This window comes from Paenibacillus sp. Marseille-P2973 (assembly GCF_018101095.1).
Taxonomy (GTDB): Bacteria; Bacillota; Bacilli; order Paenibacillales; family Paenibacillaceae; genus Fontibacillus; species Fontibacillus vini.
The window spans coordinates 22,606-40,177 of sequence record NZ_JAGQEH010000014.1 but is presented as its reverse complement, the minus strand read 5'-3'; the positions used below and the strand labels follow the sequence as shown (position 1 = coordinate 40,177).

The window sequence follows — 17,572 nt, the reverse complement described above, 5'->3', positions numbered from 1 at the left end:
GGTATCCATTGTATGACCCGACGAACTTTATTCTTCGGCATTTCCATTCTTGCCCTGTGCCTCATCGCCGGCACTATCCGGTATACCCTGAGTATGGGCCCTTCAACACAGACTTCCTTCGCACCCAAAAAGGTCAAGCCCCAGGCAATCGCTCAAAAAAGCGGGCCCGTGCTTCCCCAGTCCGAAAGCATTCAACAGCCGACTGCGGAGATTCTGAGCGACCGAATTTCAGAGTACCATATTCAGGTCCAGCTTAATGAACAGGACAACACACTGACAGGCACGGAAACGCTGACCTGGACGCATCCCGGCAAAAAGGCCGTCAATGAACTTTATTTTCATCTATATCCCAATGCTTTTGCTTCCGCAAATTCTACCTTTATGAAGGAATCCGGCGGTAAGCTGCGCAGCGACGTCATGCCCAAGGACGGATGGGGAGCCATGGAGTTGACCGAGATCCGGACAACGGACGGTATATCCTTGCTTCACCGGGTTCAATTCGTTCAGCCGGATGACGGGAATACGCATGACCGGACACTTGCCAAGGTCCGCCTGCCGGTAACGGTCCGCGGCGGCGAGAGCATTACGTTGAAGATCAACTTCACCGTGAAGCTGCCTAAAATCTTCGCCCGGATGGGCGCATCCGGCGATTTCGTCATGGCAGGTCAATGGTTTCCGAAGCTAAGTGTGTACGAACCCGCCGGAACGCGCGGCCGAACGGCTGAGGGCTGGAATCTGCATCAGTATCACGGTAATTCGGAATTTTACTCGGATTTTGGTATCTACAGTGTAAACATTAATGTTCCCGAGACGTACACCGTGGCTGCGACCGGCTTCCAGACGAAGCCTGCAGTCCTGAAAGACGGCCGCAAAACGGTTCAATATTACGCCGATGATGTTCATGATTTCGCCTGGTCCGCCTCCCCCGATTTCATTTATGCCGAAGAGCCATTTTCCTCGGCGGAGGTTCCCGGCGTCCGAATCAAGCTCTATCTGGATCCCGCGCACAAGGATTTAAAGGAGCGTTATTTTTATGCGGCCAAGGTGGCCCTCATGAATTTCAGTAAATGGTACGGACGGTATCCTTACTCTACCTTGTCCGTAGTTGTTCCTCCTATTGAAGGGAATGGTGCGGGAGGTATGGAGTATCCTACCCTCGTCACCGCCTTCGGAGCGGGCAGCGACTCGCCGGGATACGATGAATTGGAGCGGACGGTCATCCACGAAATCGGACACCAGTTCTTCTATGGCATGGTCGCGAACAATGAATTCGAAGAGGCTTGGCTGGACGAAGCTTTTACCTCCTACGCTGAAGATAAACTGATGGAGCAAGAGTTCGGAATCGCGCCAAATCTGCCGATTCAGGCTGCGCTGATATCCTCTCCGGCTACTCTGACACAACCCGCCTGGAAATACGGATCGGGAGATACCTATGCCAAGAACGCTTATTATCGCGGCAAACTGGTCTTGTTGGATATCGAACGCCAAGTCGGGGCGAAGACCATGAAGCGCATTCTCTACAACTATGCCCAGAAGTACAAATTCAAGCATCCGACTACGGCCGATTTTCAACGGGTTGTCGAGCAGACGACCGGACGGAGCTGGAAGTCATATTTTAATCAATATATATATGATGGTAAAATGGCTGATTTCTCGGTAGACCGCATTACCGTAACTCCTGTAACCAAGGATGGGAGCACGATTTACGAGTCTGAGGTGGAAATCAGCCGCAAGGGAGGAACGGCCTCCAAAATACCGCTGCTCTTCAGCTTCAAGGATGGCCATACGATCCACAAGGTGTGGAATGGCGATGGCGATCGCGTTCAGATGAAGCTGCAATATAAAGAACCCCTGGAATGGGTCCGTTTGGATCCCGAGTATTCCTTGGTGCTTGAGAACAAGCATATCAACAACTTTATTAAGGCCGAGGTCAAGGAACCTGTCAGCACACGTGCTTCTTTAAGCATCACCAAACTGCTGGAATCCCTGCTTGGCACTCTGGTCTGGTAGGCTGGACGAACAAGAATAAGGCTTATTCATAGCAGTAATGCCCACAAAACTTTTAGGAGGGAAAGTTATGACCTATGTACGAAATGGATGGGGGCTTGTCAGGAGCCAGTTTCCCTCTGTGATCATCCTGTTCCTGTACCAGCTGCTCTGGGGGCTGTTTCTGTACCGTCTGATCCATTCGGCGGTTGTGGCCGTACTGTCCAGGTACCCGGATACGCCCCCGAATGAATTGAACCGGATTCTATACTTGATCGAAGGGCAATTCGAATTAAAGCACAATCCGGAGATTCATCAGTATTTCTGGCTGCTAATCGGGATGATTGTTCTCCGTCTATTGCTGACGCCGCTGTTCCAGGCGGGTATTCTCTACGGTCTGGTTCCCCCCGAGACCCGGGCGTCCGGCCTTCCCTTCTTCCGGGGAATGAAGGAATTCTGGAAGCCCGTCACTCTCTTCTTTCTGTTGGAGCTCGCGCTGCTCTCCCTGCCGGGAATTTGGATCGTCCCGGATTTATACGCCCTCTTGCCCCGTCTCCTTACGTCAGGCGACAGGCTCGCTCCCCTTTTGACCCTTTGTGGATATTTGCTGGGGTGGGTGGTTTACGGTTGGCTTGTCCGGCAAATCCTGCTGTTCGCCCAGTTCGGGTATCTGTTTAAGGCCGGCGTCTGGGGCTCCCTGATGCTGAGCATGAGGTATCTATTGCCGGGGATCGCCATTTCCCTTATTCTCGGAGCTGCCGGCGCCGCCTTGTTCCTTTTGTTCGGAACGGCCTCCTGGATTTGGACAGGACTGATTGCTTTAATTCTGCAACAAACCTATCCTTTCATTCGCAGTCTATTTCAAATTTGGACTCTAACCTCTCAATATCAGCTTTGGCATACCAAATCACAAAAAAGTTAAATTTTTTTCATCTTTGTCCTTCCTTGTGCCACAAGGCCTCCGAGCTTATTCGGGGGTCTTGTCCTGCGTTTTCCCCTCTCAAACTCGCTAAATAACCATTGCCAAAATATACTGGCCTTTGTTACAATAACAACAGCACAATTTCAGTAACAGTTTTGTAATTATTTTTGTCACTATTAGCAGGAGTCTTCTGCTGGGTGTCGAATAAGTAAGTAGTCAGGTGTAAATTACAGCCGAATTCCCTTCACGGGGAACGGGGGAACCACTTTGGGTGAATTGATCTCGCAAGAGAGGGATCATAGGGGACCTTCAACCGAATCCTTAAGCTAACCTCGTAGGCATTGGAAGGAGCATTTCCTTGAAAAAACAGTTAACCGCAGCAGCCGTAAGTCTTGCAATACTTTTCTCCATCGGAACTGGTAGCGCTTTCGCAGATTCCAAATTGGACACCACGATTGAAAAAGCTCTGGGAAGCGATTATGTTTCCGGCGGAACTACCACCTCTGGCTTTGACTGTTCCGGATTCACTATGTATGTCTTTTCGAAAATCGGAATTAAATTGCCGCACCAATCAGGCTCCCAGTACAAGATGGGAACCGCTGTAGAGAAGAAAGAACTGATCGCTGGCGATCTGGTGTTCTTCAACACTTCAGGCAAAGGTGTGTCTCATGTTGGTGTTTACGTCGGTGACGGCAAGTTTGCTCATGCTTCCTCCTCCAAAGGAGTTATCATCAGCAAATTGAGCGATAAATATTATGTCGAGCGCTATGTTGGCGCCAAGCGCATTATGAGCACTGATAAGTTCGAAGAAGTTACAAGCGATACTCAAGATCATGATGATGTAGAATAGTAACGATGAAGCCCGCAGAGATTCTTTATGGATCGCAATCTGCGGGTTTTTTCTTTTATTTAAACCGTCGTCCTAGGAAACATTACCCGGAGAGGACGGGATATACAGGACAAATTAACTTATTTATTCAAAAATAACAAAACAAACTTGCAAACCCGCGTTGATGTTTGGTAAAATGACCAGAGTAAATGGTAACAACTTTGTAATCACTGTTGTAACGTCGTAATCACTGTTGTAACGTCGTAATTTTTCGGGTGCATTCAACAAAGACTAGCCGAATTCCCGGCACCCGGGAAACGGGGGAACCACATTGGGTGAATTGATTTCGTTACATAGGGATCATAGGGAACCTTCAACCGAATCCTCAAGCTAACCTCGCAGGCCTTGGAAGGAGTTTAACATCTTGAGAAAGACATTCGCAGCAGCAGCAACGAGTTTAGCTATTTTGTTCACCATGGGGACAGGAAGTGCCTTTGCGGACACCACATTGACCAGCGTCGTTAAATCCGTGTACGGAACACCTTACAAATACGGAGGCGTCACGACCAACGGTTTTGACTGTTCCGGATTTACAAGATACGTGTTCAAGAAAATGGGCGTTGATCTTGCCCGCGTCTCTACCGCTCAGTACAAGCAAGGTACCCCGGTGGCCAAGAGCCAGTTGAAAGCGGGAGACCTCGTATTCTTCAACACCCTGGGCAAAGGTAAAGTGTCCCATGTGGGCGTCTACCTGGGAGACGGAAAATTCGCTCATGCCTCTTCTTCCAAAGGAATCAGAACAGACAAATTAAGCAACACTTACTATAAAACACGTTATGTCGGGGCAAAAAGAATTTTGAGCGCAGACAGCTATTCCAGCTTTGCCAAAGAATCCTGATCACCCCTGATAGGTTGAGGCCCTCACCTCAACAGCTCGCTTGACCGCACTTGATTCTTGCCGGAATCAACGCGGTCTTTTTTCTTTCCTTCATCTTATTCATATAACGAAGGAATCGATCAAAAGGTTTCTTGGATAAAACCCATTCCAAAAATATTTTTTCCGTTCTCGTTCTCTAACACTCCATATCCTATCTTCCCTATATCCAAAATTTACCCGTTATGCGGATGCCTAAACAGGAAATTTTTAATTTACGCATTTTTTTTGCCTGCCTTCGATTTCTGGCCCCTCTTCCTCCACAAAGCCTTTACAACCAATAAAAATCCCGTTAGAGTGAGGTTAAAAAGAACTACAGCCATATGGGTAGCCGCATAGGCATTCCTATCGTTTAAGGAGGCGCAAAAATGGAAAAACCAATCGCACCATTTCGAATCGTACCCATGGAAGAAAGCCATGGCGCAGATATCAGTACTTGGCGTTACGATTCTCCCTACGATATTTATAGCTGGCTTCCCTGGGAACAGATGAAGGCGCTCGATGTGGAATTTGGGAATCCCGTTTTAAGGGCCCAGCAGTACGTCTCTTTGCTGGATCAGCAGGAGGAGCTTGCCGGATTCGCCCAGTACTTTCCTATGGAGGGCGTTACACGGCTTGGCATCGGTATGAGACCTGATTTATGCGGCCACGGGCTGGGTAAGACCTTTGTGCTGACAATCGTCGAGGAGGCCCAGCGGAGAAAGCCTAAGGATGTAATTGACCTGGAAGTGCTCACATGGAACACACGGGCGATCCGGGCTTACCAGAAGTCCGGCTTCGTGATTACCGATCTGTACGAGAAAATGACTCCTGGCGGCATTTCCAAGCCATATTACTGCATGGTGTTTCGCGGAAAACCCTCCGAGGCGTAAAAAAACATCCCCTTAATGAGACGTCTATGATTAATCGTACATGATTTTAACGTATTTTTCGTATACTACAAATAATTCGTTACTTTTTTTGACACAAATGCTATGATCACGGGGCATGTTCAGCTATAATGGAAGGTAGCTTACATAGGAGGGACGATTGAAATGCAGAAGTGGATCATGAGCGGAATACTCATCGTGGCGTGCGCCTTCGCAGCCGTGTTAATGTTTACATTACCCGGCAAAGATCAGGTGGCCCAGGAAGAAAAGCCGCAAATGCCTGCGGTTACTGTAAGCGCAGAGCAAGCCGAAGCTACGGTTAAAGCCAACTGTATTTCCTGTCACGGGACTGATTTGCAAGGCGGAGCCGGTCCGAATCTGCAAAAAATTGGATCCGAGCTGTCGGCGGAACAGTTGTACGGCATAATTACTAAAGGAAAAGGCGGAGGCATGATGCCTTCCTTCAAAGATAAATTGAAGGACGAGGAAATCGCCAACGTTGCTATGTGGCTTGCGGAAAAGAAATAACAAACAAAAACAAAGACGCGCCCGCCGGGACTTATTAGTCCCGGCGGGCGCTTTTCTAATCATTCACATTCCTGAGCTTGGATTCCTGCTATCCCTATAGGGCCTAGCCAGCCGTTCGGGCTTTCTCGAAGGCTTCGTTATATTGTTGCGCTTCTTTAATATCTACGGCCGTTATCCCGCCCTCTTCCCAAGATGTCAAACGAAGCGTCACCGTTTTGTGGTCGATGGTAATAAAAGGGTGATGATTAAAGGCTTCCGAAATAGCGGCTACCTCATCGACAAACGCAATCCCCTTCATAAAATTGGAGAACGTGTATTTGCGAGTAATCCAGCGACCTTCCTCCAGTTCCCAGCCTTCCAGCTTTTCCAAATGCGCTTCTACTTCTTGCGGTGTAAACGGCATTCTTCTTCCTCCCCGTTCTAAAAACTTCCACTCCTATGTAATCCTGCAGTTTAGGATTCAATACTCGGCAGCATTAGCTCTGTCCCCGCATCTGTTTATTGTATTCTTCTCTACTGCAGATCATGCGAATGAGAGTTCTCGATTCTGCCGCCATGACAGCGGCATTCCTCATTACTTCCAAGATTATATTTTACCACGGCTCTATCCGATAATCCAAAAACTTGTGGAAACTTCGGTCAGACCAGCTTGACGGAGGTTAGCTCTTCCTCTCCGATCAGGAAGTTAATCCGGTGCCCTTCGGGGTCATGGATGACTACAGCGCTTCCTACGGGAATTACCGGCTCGGTGCCAAGAGCAAAGAACAGATCCTCAGCCAACGCCTCCTGAACCTCCTGTCTCTCTTCATCGGAGAGCCCGTGCCACTCCAAAGCCTCCATTTCAAAAAATTTATAGCTATCTGGAATACGGCCTACCGCCGCTGTCAAATCCTTCAAAATAAATTCATAATCTCTTCCGTGCTTTACGCCCACAGCCAAACGGCTCCCTTCATCTTTGTCATTTCGGTCTTCTTTCTTATTATAACGGAAAAAACACCTTAAAAAAAAAGGGATTTCTGTCGATAAAAAAGATAAACCGTTTTTCGGATTGACTGGTAACGTCCGATGTCCCCAGCAAGGATGCGGGAGACAGAAAAATGGAATCAATTATCTCAAGGACGAGGTGTGCAATGGAAATATCAACAATTATTGGACTTATTCTCGGTTTTGTTGCCCTTATCTTAGGTATGTTCTTGAAGGGTGCGCCTATTGAAAGTCTGGTCTCCAACCCTGCGGCTTTTGTTATTATCCTTGTGGGGACGGCCGCCACGCTGTTTGTGGCATTTCCGCTTTCCGAGGTTAAAAAATTCCCTGTGCTGATTAAACTGACGATGGTTAAACCCAAAATGATCAGCAAAGCTGAATTGATCACTTTGTTTATGGAATGGGCCACGATCACACGCCGGGAAGGTCTCCTTGCCTTGGAGGCCAAGGTGGAAGAAATCGATGATGACTTCCTTCGCGGTGGCATGCGCATGATTATTGACGGCAACGACCAGGACTTCGTCCAGGACGTGCTTACGGAGGATATCGCCGCTACCGAGGAGCGACATAGAGCGGGCGCGCAAATTTTCTCCCAGGCCGGGATGTACGCGCCTACCCTCGGGGTACTCGGTGCCGTCGTCGGTCTGATCGCTGCGTTATCCGATATGAGTGATATCGCGAAATTATCCCATGCGATTTCTGGCGCTTTTATCGCTACCGTGTTCGGTATCTTTACCGGTTATGTGATGTGGCATCCGATTGCCAATAAGTTAAAACGTCTCTCCAAGAAAGAGATGGAAATACGCCTGATGATGGTCGAAGGTCTGCTATCCATCCAATCCGGCGTATCGACGATCGCGATCCAACAAAAACTGGCCGTATTCTTGACCCCTGCGGAGCGTGCGCAAATTTTAGAAAAGGGGGCGGGTGAAGGTGAGCAAAAAGAATAAGAAGCATCAGGAACACGAAGAACATGCTGACGAGAGCTGGCTGTTGCCTTATTCCGACTTGATGACTCTTCTTCTTGCATTGTTTATCGTTTTGTTCGGAATGAGTACGGTTGATGCTCAGAAATTCCAAGAGATGAGCGAAGCGTTTCAAAGCGTGCTTACCGGCGGTTCCGGGATTCTGGAACAGAACTCGATGAGCAGCAATACGAAGAATTCCATTAGCGAAAATGAGATTCCCAAGCCTTCTTCCGATGGTCTGATGAAAAAGAAGAGCGAGCTCATGCGTAAAGAGCAGGAGAACCTCGAATCCCTTAAGAAGCAGCTTGATACGTACATCAAAAATAACGGGTTGACCGACCAGCTGGATACTAAACTCAATCAATCGCAGTTGATGGTTACGATCAGCGACAACGCGCTCTTCCCTTCCGGAGAAGCGGAGGTCAAGCCCAATGCGCGGATCCTGGCCAAGGCCATCTCGGCCATGCTTCAGGAATTCCCGGACTATGAGGTGATCGTTTCCGGTCATACCGATAATGTCCCGATCTCAAATCATGAGTTCCCTTCCAACTGGGACCTAAGCTCGGTCCGGGCCCTGAATTTTATGAAAATCTTGCTGCTGAACGAGCAGCTTGATCCTAAGAAATTCAGCGCTATCGGTTATGGCGAATATCATCCGGTCTCCAGTAATGAAAACAACGTCGGACGTGCCAAGAACCGCCGTGTCGAAGTATCGATTATCCGGAAATATCAGGACGGCGATCAGCAAATCGGCATGCCGGCAACGCACTAAAGGTTACTAGGCAGGATGAACAACAAAAGGGCAGCCCTACAGGGCTGCCCTTCGTGTTTTAACGCTCTATTGTTATGTCAGTGTATATCCCAGAGTCTCGCCCAGTTCCTGCTTCTCTTGCTCGGTCAGATCGCGCCAGGTTCCGATCTTCTGATGGCCCAATTGAATATTCATGATCCGGATCCGCTGCAGCTTCCGTACTTCATAGCCGAGGGCACTGCACATCCGGCGAATCTGCCGGTTTTTGCCTTCCGTCAGAATAAGCCGGAACACCCGATCCGTCATCCGGGTAATTTTACAAGGCAAGGTCATCTCGCCCAGAATCTTAACCCCTTCTCCCATGGCTTTCAGAAATGATGGCGTAATAGGCTTGTCCACAGTGACGATATATTCCTTCTCATGCTTTCCTTCAGCACGTAGAATTTTGTTGACGATATCGCCGTCGCTGGTAAGCAGGATCAACCCTTCGGAATCCTTATCCAGACGACCGATCGGAAAAATACGCTTATCGTGGCCGACAAAATCAACGATATTTCCGCGTATATGCCGCTCGGTCGTACTTGTAATGCCCACTGGCTTGTTCAGGGCAATGTATACATGCTGATCCAGCTTCTCCTTAAGGGGCTTTCCGTTAATGCGGACATCGTCCCCATCTTCCGCCTGGCTGCCAAGCAGGGCCGTCTCCCCGTTGATGGTTACCTTTCCGGACTCCACCAGCCTGTCCGCCTCACGTCTGGAGCAATATCCTGTCTCACTGATAAATTTATTGATTCTCACTTCATTGGTCACCCTTCGCGCTAAACTCTTCCTGCCGTACTATCTTCCGACCTGCTTACCTCAACCACCCTCGGCAAGGTAATCGTTACTACTGTACCTTTCCCAACCTCGCTGTCGATCGACATGTTCCCCTTATGCCCTTCGATAATTCGTTGCGTTACCATCAGACCGAGGCCGGTTCCTTTTTCTTTGTTGGTATAAAACGGTTCCCCGAGTTTATCCAGCCTTTCCTTCGATATCCCTTCGCCCTCGTCAATGACTTGAATAACAGCTTCCCGTTCGTTCTCGCCATCAAGGCAAAGCGTAATGGTTCCCCCGTTAGGCATGGCTTCCATGGCGTTCTTCAATACATTGATGAACACCTGCTTTAATTGGTTCTCTTCACAGTGTACCAGAATGGGGGCCGACGAGAAATGGGCCTTAAATTCAATATTATGTAGGTGAGCTTCACTGTCCAACAGAGAGATAACATCCCCCAAGGTGAAACGGACATCCTTGGTCTCGTACTGTACCGCCTGCGGCTTGGCGAGAATCAAAAATTCGCTCACGATCAGATTGATTCGATCCAATTCGGATAACATAATATCCGTATGCATTTGATTGATCATTTTAGTCCGTTGCTGCATTTGCAGAAACCCGCGTAGCGTCGTAAGCGGATTACGGATTTCATGGGCCACCCCGGCAGCCAATTGTCCGACAGTCGTTAATTTTTCCGAGCGGCGAAGCAGCTCCTCCATTTTATTATGCTCCGTCATATCCCGGGAGATGCTGATAAAAGCTACAATAAGTCCGTCTTCATCATACACCGGAGACTCGCTAATGCTGACATGCACTTCGGTACCGTCTTTGCGAAGCCTTACCGTCTCCGTCAGGACAAAGGGCCGGCCTTGTCCGACTTCCTTAGACCACCCCGCCTGTTCATCCGCCTTCGAAGGGGGAATAAACTCCAGCCTGGAGCCCACGATCTCTTCGCTGGTCCAACCGAACAGCTCCTCAAAGGCCGAATTCACCCGCAGGATGCTTCCGTCCAAATCCGTTACATGGATGGCATCCGCAGTTTGGTTAATAATCGACTCCAAATGCTCCTTCATTTGCCGATTTTCTTCATTCTTCTGCTTTAATACCGTCATGTAATGGCCCATGCTATCCGCCATCGTATCAATTTGCCGGACTAATTGGCCCAGCTCATCTTTTCTGTTGGTCTGTATGCGGGTATCAAAATCTCCCGTAGTGAGACGACCGACCTTAATGAGAATTTCCTGTATAGGCCGAATAAGTTCCCCTGCCAAAATATAACTTGAAAAGATAACGATTTGCAGTAAAACGAGGGAAATGGACAGCTGGCTCCACATATGTTTGGAGATTGCCGACGAAATCGGCTCATAACTGGAAATAATCCGGATCACATAGGGCTTTTGGTATAGTGGCTGTATGGGAATAAAACTATCCACAACCCTCTGACCCTCAATCTTGGTCTCAAATAACAAGGGGGTATTCTGCTGTAAAGCCTTGTGGGCCCTTTCGGCAACGAGAGTATCGTTCTTATATCGATAAGTCCCGAACATTAACGTTTGACCACTCTCAAAAATACTCGGATTAATTCCCGTTATTTCAAGCAGGTCGCTGTTGGCCTGCATCGATTCTTGTGTGATTAACTCCGGACTCGTCATACTTAGCGTATCTTCAATGAATTTCCGGTCTATTCCCGGACCTGTACCGTTCTTGATATGTTCGTACACGGAACGGCTTTGCTCGACAGCTACAGCGATCTGTTTAGCGATCAGGATCATATTGGCTTCGCTGTCTTTGCGCAGATTATCCCGGGTCGTAAAGAAGCTGAGAACGATATTTATCGTAAGCAGCGTTACCGCGAAAACGGTCATAATCAGGGAAAGCTTGATCTTAATCGACAAAATGCCTCCTCCCCCTTCGTCAATATTTGGGGATATTTGGAATGGTTCGACACTATTCTCATCATACCTGTAACGATAAGTTTTGCAAAGACGTTGAATTTCCCAGATCTATTCCCTACAATAAGTAAAAATACCTATTTATCGCCGGTATAACTTTAAGGAAAATAAGTTATGCACATATTATAAACATATCAACAATCCAAAAGTCGGATATGTGAATAAGCTTGGGGATAAAACCGGGGTTGTCCACAGTGTTGTCCACAACATGTTAACAACGAATATTTGTTCGTCGAACAACCTGTGTCTAAACTACCAAAGGAGCTGATCTATTTATGCCGCTTCCCTTTATTCCGGAACCGCCCCCTTCAACTCAATCTCACGAGTACTGGATGCAAGAGGCCATTAATGAAGCCCGGAAGGCGGAAGCCATCGGAGAAGTACCTATCGGTGCGGTAATCGTCTTCGGCGACCAAGTTGTCGGACGAGGCCATAATTTAAGGGAGAGTACCAAAGACGGCACCGCGCATGCCGAAATGATCGCTATCCGCGAAGCCAGCGAAACGCTGGATGCCTGGCGTCTGCTCCATTGTCGGTTATATGTTACTCTGGAGCCGTGTCCCATGTGTTCCGGTGCAATCGTGCAGTGCCGCATTCCTCAAGTTATCTATGGCGCACCCGACCCCAAAGCGGGTTGTGCGGGCACCCTCATGAATTTACTGCAGGAGCCGCGTTTTAATCACCGGACAGAGGTCATTCGGGATGTACTGCAAGAGGAATGCTCTTCGCTGCTTACTCAATTTTTCCGGAAGCTCCGGAAAAAGCCGTAGTATTATCCACAGCCTCACACCTGTCCACAGCCTCATACCCTCGTATGGTGTCTATTTATGATTACAAGCAAAAAACGTGCGAATCCAAGGATTCGCACGTTTTTCTCATTGAGGGCGCAATATTAATAGCCGAGGCCGCCCATTTCCTCTTCAAATTGCTCCATTGTGATCGTATCCGTCGGAATACCGATCGTGAACGCCGGCTTCTCGTTGATTTTGCTGAACGTGCTCTTCGCTTGCAGCGCCAGTTTCATCTTTTGATTCGTTTCCGGATCATTGATTTCAACGTCCATATTCATATCCGTATAAGATGGATAGTTATCTTTATCGATCGCCGTGTTTACGGTGAACGTGTTGATCTTCAAATAATCCTTCATCTCATCCAATGCTTTGCCAAGCTCATCCTGGTTGCCTTCTTGCAGCTCTTTTTTCAACTCTTCAATATCGCTAGGCTCCAGGTTCATCAAGGTACGATATTCCTCTTTGCCGATAATATCGAGTACTTTCGGCAACGCTTTGTTGATCAGAATCGTCAATGCTTCCTTAACATTGTCATTAGTCACGCTGAACTGAACGATTTGCTTCGCTTTGTAGCCGTCCGGAAGCTCTACATCCTTCGACTCCACATTTTTGAAGTAGGTTGCCGAGTCATATTCGGCCAGAACCGCGCTGGATACTTCCCCTGCGAGCTTTTGCGATTTCTCCGGATTGAACATCTCCGGATTGAATTCCTCGCCGCTTTGCTCAGCCAATTCCTTCAGGTCCATGACCAGGAACTTCCCAACTACGCTCTCCGGCATAGGGAGGAACGGAATGTTCGGGATCTTGATGAACATTTTCTCTTTCGTCATTACGAATGGAATCGTAATCGTCGTGGACATATCGCCGGTCAATTTGACCTCCAGCGTAGCCTCTGTTTGCATTGGATCCTTTTGATAAATCTGATTCACATTGATTTCCGCATTCTTCAACATAGAGAACACAGCGCCGATTTCCGCGTTTGCAGAAGATCCTGCATCAAATGTCAGATCGACAATTTTAATCTGATTGGTAGATACATAAGAATCCATTTTCAGTGCCTGAATTGCAGCGCTCCCCAGCGCCTCTTTAGGCTCCTTTTTGGCATTACAGCCGGACAGCACCAGAACCGCCGACATCATCAATACCAAAACCGACATAAACAACTTTCTTGACATTACAAACTCCTCTCCGTCATAAAAAGACATGCAAAAATACAAACCCTTCCATATCATAAACCATTTTCATGTAAGCGGAAACCCATTTCTGAAAAATTTAGTGAATTGCATTTTTCTTGAAACGTCCGCCTTTCACATCATGGATATTTCCTACAGCCAGAAATGCATTTTCATCAAAATGGTTTACAATTTCCTTAAGCTTGGCTTCCTCCAAACGAGTAACCACGCAAAAAATCACTTTTTTCGGATCGCCGGAAAAACCGCCTTCACCGGATAAATAAGTAACGCTACGACCTAAACGATTTACAATAGCATCGCCGATTTCATCGATCTGGTCGCTGATGATCCATGCCGACTTCGATTCGTTCAAACCGTCTACGACGATATCTATCGTCTTATAAGCGATATAATAGGCCAACAGGGAGAATAAAGCACGTTCCCAACCGAATACGAATCCGGCGCTGAGCAAAATGAAAAAGTTAAAGAACATAATAATTTCTCCGACGGAGAACGGGGATTTGCGCGAAATCAGGATGGCTACAATCTCGGTACCGTCCAGCGAACCGCCGAACCGGATCACGATACCTGTGCCCAGACCCAGTAAAATGCCACCAAACACGAAAGCCAACAAGGTGTCCGTGACAAATGGTTCTACCGGATGCAGCAGGGCTGTGCCGATCGACATGACAGTAATACCAACCAAAGTAGAAATCGCAAAGGTTTTGCCGATTTGTTTGTATCCGACAATCAGGAAAGGGAGGTTAAAGAGGAATAGAAAAATACCCAGTGGTAATTTGGACAAATAGGAGGACATCACAGAAATACCGGTAACACCGCCATCCGTAATCTTATTCGGAACAAGGAATAGCTCCAGGGCAACCGAAACCAATATTGCGCCGATAATAATGAAGATGAACCTGAGCACAATGCTGCCCACGCTCCGTTGTTTATGTTGGCGCGGCTCCGGTTTGGTAAAGGACTCTGGGGAAGGGATGTTAGACTCTACAAGGTTCAATCGCATCACGATCCTTTCAAAATAAGTATAGCTTTTCTCTCCATCTCTCCGTTTCATAAACCATCGGTTAAACAAAATTATCCCTATCTTTATTATGACATTTTATGAGCTTTATGTCTTGCTTAATTCAAAATTGGTATAAAATTGCCCGGGGCCGGTACACAAATAACCCGGCACGTTATGCCGGGTTACCTCTTTTCAACGAATTAGCTTCCTTCCGGGTTGTTATGGCTGACATGATTAGCCGTCTTGACCTTTTTCGAACCGGACAACGGTTCCGGACCTCCATGTCCCCGCTCCCGGTTTCGGTTCGTATCCGGTTGTGTTCCGGGTGTAGTATAAGTCTTTGGCTTGCTCACCAGAAACTCCCCCTTCATATAGAATGCATTACGGTATTTAACCTGCAACATTGAACCCCGGTTTATACTGTTAAATTCATCTATAGTAAGAACCCCAAGGGTAGCCGCAAAAAATAAAAAGAGGGCGACTCATCGCCCTCTTAACTGTATTCATTATTAAAGGATATAACTGGCGGAGAGGATGGGATTCGAACCCATGTGGAGTTGCCCCCTAACGGTTTTCAAGACCGCCCCTCGTTGTTAAATCCCGCCATCCTTTATCATGACTAGGTTTATTGCACTTTATTGTTGAACAGCTTAAACGGTCTGATTAAAACGTTTATTTTGATGCGTGACCGTTAGACAAGTACATCTTATTAGTTTTCAAAGCATGAGTCAAGTTATCCGTTGCAGAGCGTTCTATAAATGCTTTATACCCAGTGGTTTTCAGCCGACTACAAACAATAATATCTAGTGCATTTAGCCAATAATTTGATGCATAATATTTTGACACTTAGAAAAGCCCATTCCATCAATGGAGTGGCTTATATATATATATTTATTTAGTACTTAAAACCGAAAAATCTATTTTCGTCAGCACTTCTGTCTAATTCTGCAATTACTAAATTTTCCTTCATAAACTCATCAACATCTTCTTCCAACAATTCATCAACATTTATTGTAACAAAATATTGTCCCTTTTGATTTGTCTTTAGAACTTTATTAATGTATCTCAGTAGTCTTGGTTTCACTACAATATCTGGTTTAGAGTAAGACCCATCATGAAGCAAGAAATTAATTGCCTTCTGTCTCTCTGTTCGATATAAAAACCAAGTTAAATCAAACATATTAATTTTCATGTATTGTCTTCCGTGTGATTTTTCATCAGGAATTGAGCAATTGATTTTAATTCTGCCAGTAGCGGCATTGCCCCTCCCGGAATTTTCATACTCAAAAATTAAAACCCCGGATTGATTATAGGTCACGCTCATCAGAGTAGTAAAAATATTCTGTAAATATTCAATATGTTCCTCGTAAGAAAGGAATTCATCATTTCTTATTGAAGTGATTCTCAATTTTTCAGATTCCAATAAATTTATATTGTCATTAATTCTATTACGTTGGTTATATTCTGAGATTTTTACTCTTATTTCAGCTAACTCCAATTGTTTTCTTTCCACTTCATTAATCATAGTAGTTATATCATCAACTAAGTTGTCATTCCTTAGTAATTCAGCAGACTTCTTTAATGCTATTTCAATTTCATGTTTCTTCTGATTCAAGTCCTTTATTTTCAATACTAGGTTATCAATTTTATTACTAAAGTATTTCCCTCTATTATCCACCATAAAATTATAAAACGACTCAATTTCTTTATAGTTCTTATGAATACTATCAGGAAAATAACCTACAAGTTGGTTGTAAAAAGGCGCAATATCTTTTAATCTCTTGATATCTTTAGTTTTAGCTTCCAAATTCTCGATATTCTTCTCAAACTGTTGTTTTATATGCTCGGATTCAAATATTTTATTCTGAATTTTATTTAATTCTGTTTTTAATTCAGAGTACTTTAAAGAATTTGCCTCATAGTGTCCAGTTATATCAAAAGATTTAATAGAATTTTTCATAGTAGTAATTTCATTTTCCAAAGTATTTTCATTTAATATTAGTGAATTAATATTGGTTCCGCTTTCGATATATTTTATTTGTTGTTTAAGCTTGTCCATCTCTTTCTTGATTACATTGATCTCCGTCTCCGAATTATAAGGCAGTCCAAAAAGATAGGACAAGTAAGAATAGGTTTTAGTCGCCTCTCGCCCAGTCAATATAATATCATTAAAGCCTCTTTTTTCATCTCTAATAATGTATTCTCTTAATGATGAAAAACTAGTGAAGTCCAGCACTTCATTAATGAAGACCAGTTCATGAATAAGTTGTCTGTATTCCTTTGTTGAATGAATATGCCATTTACTAATGTCATATGAAATTTCACTTCTAATGCTATATCCTTTTTTTGGCGAATTGAACAGTCTTGCTAAGAAAATAGTATCCGCATTCACTATCGTCTTCAGAACTATCATGATATCTTTCTCGATAAGTATTTCATTATTCTCATATTGCTTTGATATAGATTTTCCAAGTAACATCTCGATGCATTCAACCATTGTTGTTTTACCAACACCATTTGTTTCATCATCAGTTGTTCGTTTTTCACCCAAAATAATATTCAAACCAATTGTGTTAAATTTATATTTTTTTAAAACCTTTTCATCCCTACGACTATAAACTATTAATTCCTCTAGAATCATTTTATATTCCTCTTTATCATGTTTTGATTAACAACTATAAGACTCAATGAATATAATAATGCTAAAGATAAATACAAAATTCTCTCCATGTTTAGATTTAGGATTATATCCCTCTCACGAGTATACATTAGAAATAATTCGTCTATATGTTGTTCTTTTTCTAGAAGTTCGTATAAAGTTTTTGAGGTGAATAATACATTTTCCTCAATTATTTGATGTTTTGAAACTAAAAAATAATCAAGTTCATAATAATCTAAAGTTTCCATTTCTCTCTGCTTCCTTTCTGTCAGAGCAGATTTTAAATCTATTATATTAAACAATGAATCTACAAATTCTTTTTGCCTAAATTGACTAAACAAAATAGATTGCGGCTTTACTCTGTAGCTAACTTGTGCTGCTGACATT

The 17,572-nt window shown here is 45.3% G+C and carries 18 protein-coding genes and 2 riboswitches; of the genes, 9 read left to right on the top strand and 9 right to left on the bottom strand.

Annotated elements, in window-relative coordinates:
• The first annotated feature begins 12 nt into the window (after nt 1–12).
• The 6 genes from KB559_RS20735 to KB559_RS20710 all read left to right on the top strand — a co-directional run bounded on the left by KB559_RS20735 (nt 13) and on the right by KB559_RS20710 (nt 6,068).
• Nucleotides 13–2,010 carry a M1 family metallopeptidase gene (locus KB559_RS20735; RefSeq protein WP_211024659.1) on the top strand — a complete coding sequence of 666 codons (1,998 nt, stop codon included), beginning with the start codon at nt 13–15 and terminating at the stop codon, nt 2,008–2,010.
• A 67-nt stretch (nt 2,011–2,077) separates the two neighbouring features.
• Entirely contained in the window at nt 2,078–2,908 is an 831-nt protein-coding gene (locus KB559_RS20730) for a hypothetical protein (RefSeq protein ID WP_211024657.1), read from the top strand.
• 221 nt (nt 2,909–3,129) lie between these two features.
• A riboswitch (cyclic di-AMP (ydaO/yuaA leader) is annotated at nt 3,130–3,264 on the top strand.
• 2 nt (nt 3,265–3,266) lie between these two features.
• Complete coding sequence (locus KB559_RS20725) at nt 3,267–3,758, top strand: C40 family peptidase (RefSeq protein WP_211024655.1); 492 nt, start codon at nt 3,267–3,269, stop codon at nt 3,756–3,758.
• Nucleotides 3,759–4,020: 262 nt separating this feature from the next.
• A riboswitch (cyclic di-AMP (ydaO/yuaA leader) is annotated at nt 4,021–4,157 on the top strand.
• A 4-nt stretch (nt 4,158–4,161) separates the two neighbouring features.
• Entirely contained in the window at nt 4,162–4,635 is a 474-nt protein-coding gene (locus KB559_RS20720; RefSeq protein ID WP_244861681.1) for a C40 family peptidase, read from the top strand.
• A 404-nt stretch (nt 4,636–5,039) separates the two neighbouring features.
• Nucleotides 5,040–5,543, top strand: a complete 504-nt coding sequence (locus KB559_RS20715; RefSeq protein WP_211024652.1) for a GNAT family N-acetyltransferase — start codon at nt 5,040–5,042, stop codon at nt 5,541–5,543.
• 162 nt (nt 5,544–5,705) lie between these two features.
• A complete protein-coding gene (locus tag KB559_RS20710; RefSeq protein WP_211024650.1) occupies nt 5,706–6,068 on the top strand; it encodes a c-type cytochrome in 363 nt (120 codons plus the stop codon).
• A 103-nt stretch (nt 6,069–6,171) separates the two neighbouring features.
• On the opposite strand, the gene KB559_RS20705 is transcribed toward KB559_RS20710, so the two are convergent.
• On the bottom strand, nt 6,172–6,471 hold the full coding sequence (locus KB559_RS20705; protein WP_211024648.1) for a 4a-hydroxytetrahydrobiopterin dehydratase: 300 nt from the start codon (nt 6,469–6,471) through the stop codon (nt 6,172–6,174).
• 236 nt (nt 6,472–6,707) lie between these two features.
• Nucleotides 6,708–7,001, bottom strand: a complete 294-nt coding sequence (locus KB559_RS20700; RefSeq protein WP_211024752.1) for a hypothetical protein — start codon at nt 6,999–7,001, stop codon at nt 6,708–6,710.
• A gap of 197 nt (nt 7,002–7,198) precedes the next feature.
• Here KB559_RS20700 and motA point away from each other — a divergent pair, with 197 nt between their 5' ends.
• Both motA and motB read left to right on the top strand, forming a co-directional pair.
• Nucleotides 7,199–8,002, top strand: coding sequence for a flagellar motor stator protein MotA (gene motA, locus KB559_RS20695; RefSeq protein WP_211024646.1), 804 nt, complete (start codon nt 7,199–7,201; stop codon nt 8,000–8,002).
• Entirely contained in the window at nt 7,986–8,792 is an 807-nt protein-coding gene (motB, locus tag KB559_RS20690; protein ID WP_211024644.1) for a flagellar motor protein MotB, read from the top strand. The genes motA and motB overlap by 17 nt, the downstream gene beginning before the upstream one ends.
• A gap of 72 nt (nt 8,793–8,864) precedes the next feature.
• Here the strand turns inward: motB and rluF are convergent, their stop codons facing one another.
• Together rluF and KB559_RS20680 are read right to left on the bottom strand one after the other, a co-directional pair.
• Nucleotides 8,865–9,569 (bottom strand): 23S rRNA pseudouridine(2604) synthase RluF, encoded by a 705-nt coding sequence (rluF, locus tag KB559_RS20685; protein WP_211024642.1) that lies wholly within the window; start codon nt 9,567–9,569, stop codon nt 8,865–8,867.
• A gap of 20 nt (nt 9,570–9,589) precedes the next feature.
• Nucleotides 9,590–11,482: an ATP-binding protein gene (locus KB559_RS20680; protein ID WP_211024640.1), complete on the bottom strand. Its 1,893-nt coding sequence runs from the start codon at nt 11,480–11,482 to the stop codon at nt 9,590–9,592.
• Between the two features lie 332 nt (nt 11,483–11,814).
• Here KB559_RS20680 and tadA point away from each other — a divergent pair, with 332 nt between their 5' ends.
• Complete coding sequence (tadA, locus tag KB559_RS20675; RefSeq protein WP_211024638.1) at nt 11,815–12,309, top strand: tRNA adenosine(34) deaminase TadA; 495 nt, start codon at nt 11,815–11,817, stop codon at nt 12,307–12,309.
• A 122-nt stretch (nt 12,310–12,431) separates the two neighbouring features.
• Here the strand turns inward: tadA and KB559_RS20670 are convergent, their stop codons facing one another.
• The 5 genes from KB559_RS20670 to KB559_RS20650 all read right to left on the bottom strand — a co-directional run bounded on the left by KB559_RS20670 (nt 12,432) and on the right by KB559_RS20650 (nt 17,571).
• The gene (locus KB559_RS20670) at nt 12,432–13,505 is read right to left on the bottom strand and encodes a DUF6612 family protein (RefSeq protein ID WP_211024636.1); all 1,074 of its coding nucleotides are present in this window, start codon (nt 13,503–13,505) and stop codon (nt 12,432–12,434) included.
• Between the two features lie 97 nt (nt 13,506–13,602).
• Nucleotides 13,603–14,577 (bottom strand): YitT family protein, encoded by a 975-nt coding sequence (locus KB559_RS20665; RefSeq protein ID WP_247681992.1) that lies wholly within the window; start codon nt 14,575–14,577, stop codon nt 13,603–13,605.
• A gap of 149 nt (nt 14,578–14,726) precedes the next feature.
• Nucleotides 14,727–14,879: a small acid-soluble spore protein P gene (locus KB559_RS20660; RefSeq protein ID WP_211024634.1), complete on the bottom strand. Its 153-nt coding sequence runs from the start codon at nt 14,877–14,879 to the stop codon at nt 14,727–14,729.
• A gap of 542 nt (nt 14,880–15,421) precedes the next feature.
• Nucleotides 15,422–17,167 (bottom strand): DUF2326 domain-containing protein, encoded by a 1,746-nt coding sequence (locus tag KB559_RS20655; RefSeq protein ID WP_211024632.1) that lies wholly within the window; start codon nt 17,165–17,167, stop codon nt 15,422–15,424.
• Complete coding sequence (locus tag KB559_RS20650; RefSeq protein WP_247681991.1) at nt 17,164–17,571, bottom strand: hypothetical protein; 408 nt, start codon at nt 17,569–17,571, stop codon at nt 17,164–17,166. Before KB559_RS20650 ends, KB559_RS20655 begins: the two co-directional genes overlap by 4 nt.
• Nucleotide 17,572: the final 1 nt, after the last annotated feature.

Excerpts from the sequence above, each read along its gene's own strand:
- KB559_RS20705 (WP_211024648.1), bottom strand. The coding sequence starts at position 6,471 with ATGCCGTTTACACCGCAAGAAGTAGAAGCGCATTTGGAAAAGCTGGAA.
- tadA (WP_211024638.1), top strand. The coding sequence starts at position 11,815 with ATGCCGCTTCCCTTTATTCCGGAACCGCCCCCTTCAACTCAATCTCAC.
- KB559_RS20655 (WP_211024632.1), bottom strand. The coding sequence starts at position 17,167 with ATGATTCTAGAGGAATTAATAGTTTATAGTCGTAGGGATGAAAAGGTT.
- KB559_RS20735 (WP_211024659.1), top strand. The coding sequence starts at position 13 with ATGACCCGACGAACTTTATTCTTCGGCATTTCCATTCTTGCCCTGTGC.
- motA (WP_211024646.1), top strand. The coding sequence starts at position 7,199 with ATGGAAATATCAACAATTATTGGACTTATTCTCGGTTTTGTTGCCCTT.
- KB559_RS20715 (WP_211024652.1), top strand. The coding sequence starts at position 5,040 with ATGGAAAAACCAATCGCACCATTTCGAATCGTACCCATGGAAGAAAGC.
- KB559_RS20650 (WP_247681991.1), bottom strand. The coding sequence starts at position 17,571 with ATGTCAGCAGCACAAGTTAGCTACAGAGTAAAGCCGCAATCTATTTTG.
- KB559_RS20665 (WP_247681992.1), bottom strand. The coding sequence starts at position 14,577 with ATGAAACGGAGAGATGGAGAGAAAAGCTATACTTATTTTGAAAGGATC.
- KB559_RS20730 (WP_211024657.1), top strand. The coding sequence starts at position 2,078 with ATGACCTATGTACGAAATGGATGGGGGCTTGTCAGGAGCCAGTTTCCC.
- KB559_RS20710 (WP_211024650.1), top strand. The coding sequence starts at position 5,706 with ATGCAGAAGTGGATCATGAGCGGAATACTCATCGTGGCGTGCGCCTTC.
- KB559_RS20670 (WP_211024636.1), bottom strand. The coding sequence starts at position 13,505 with ATGTCAAGAAAGTTGTTTATGTCGGTTTTGGTATTGATGATGTCGGCG.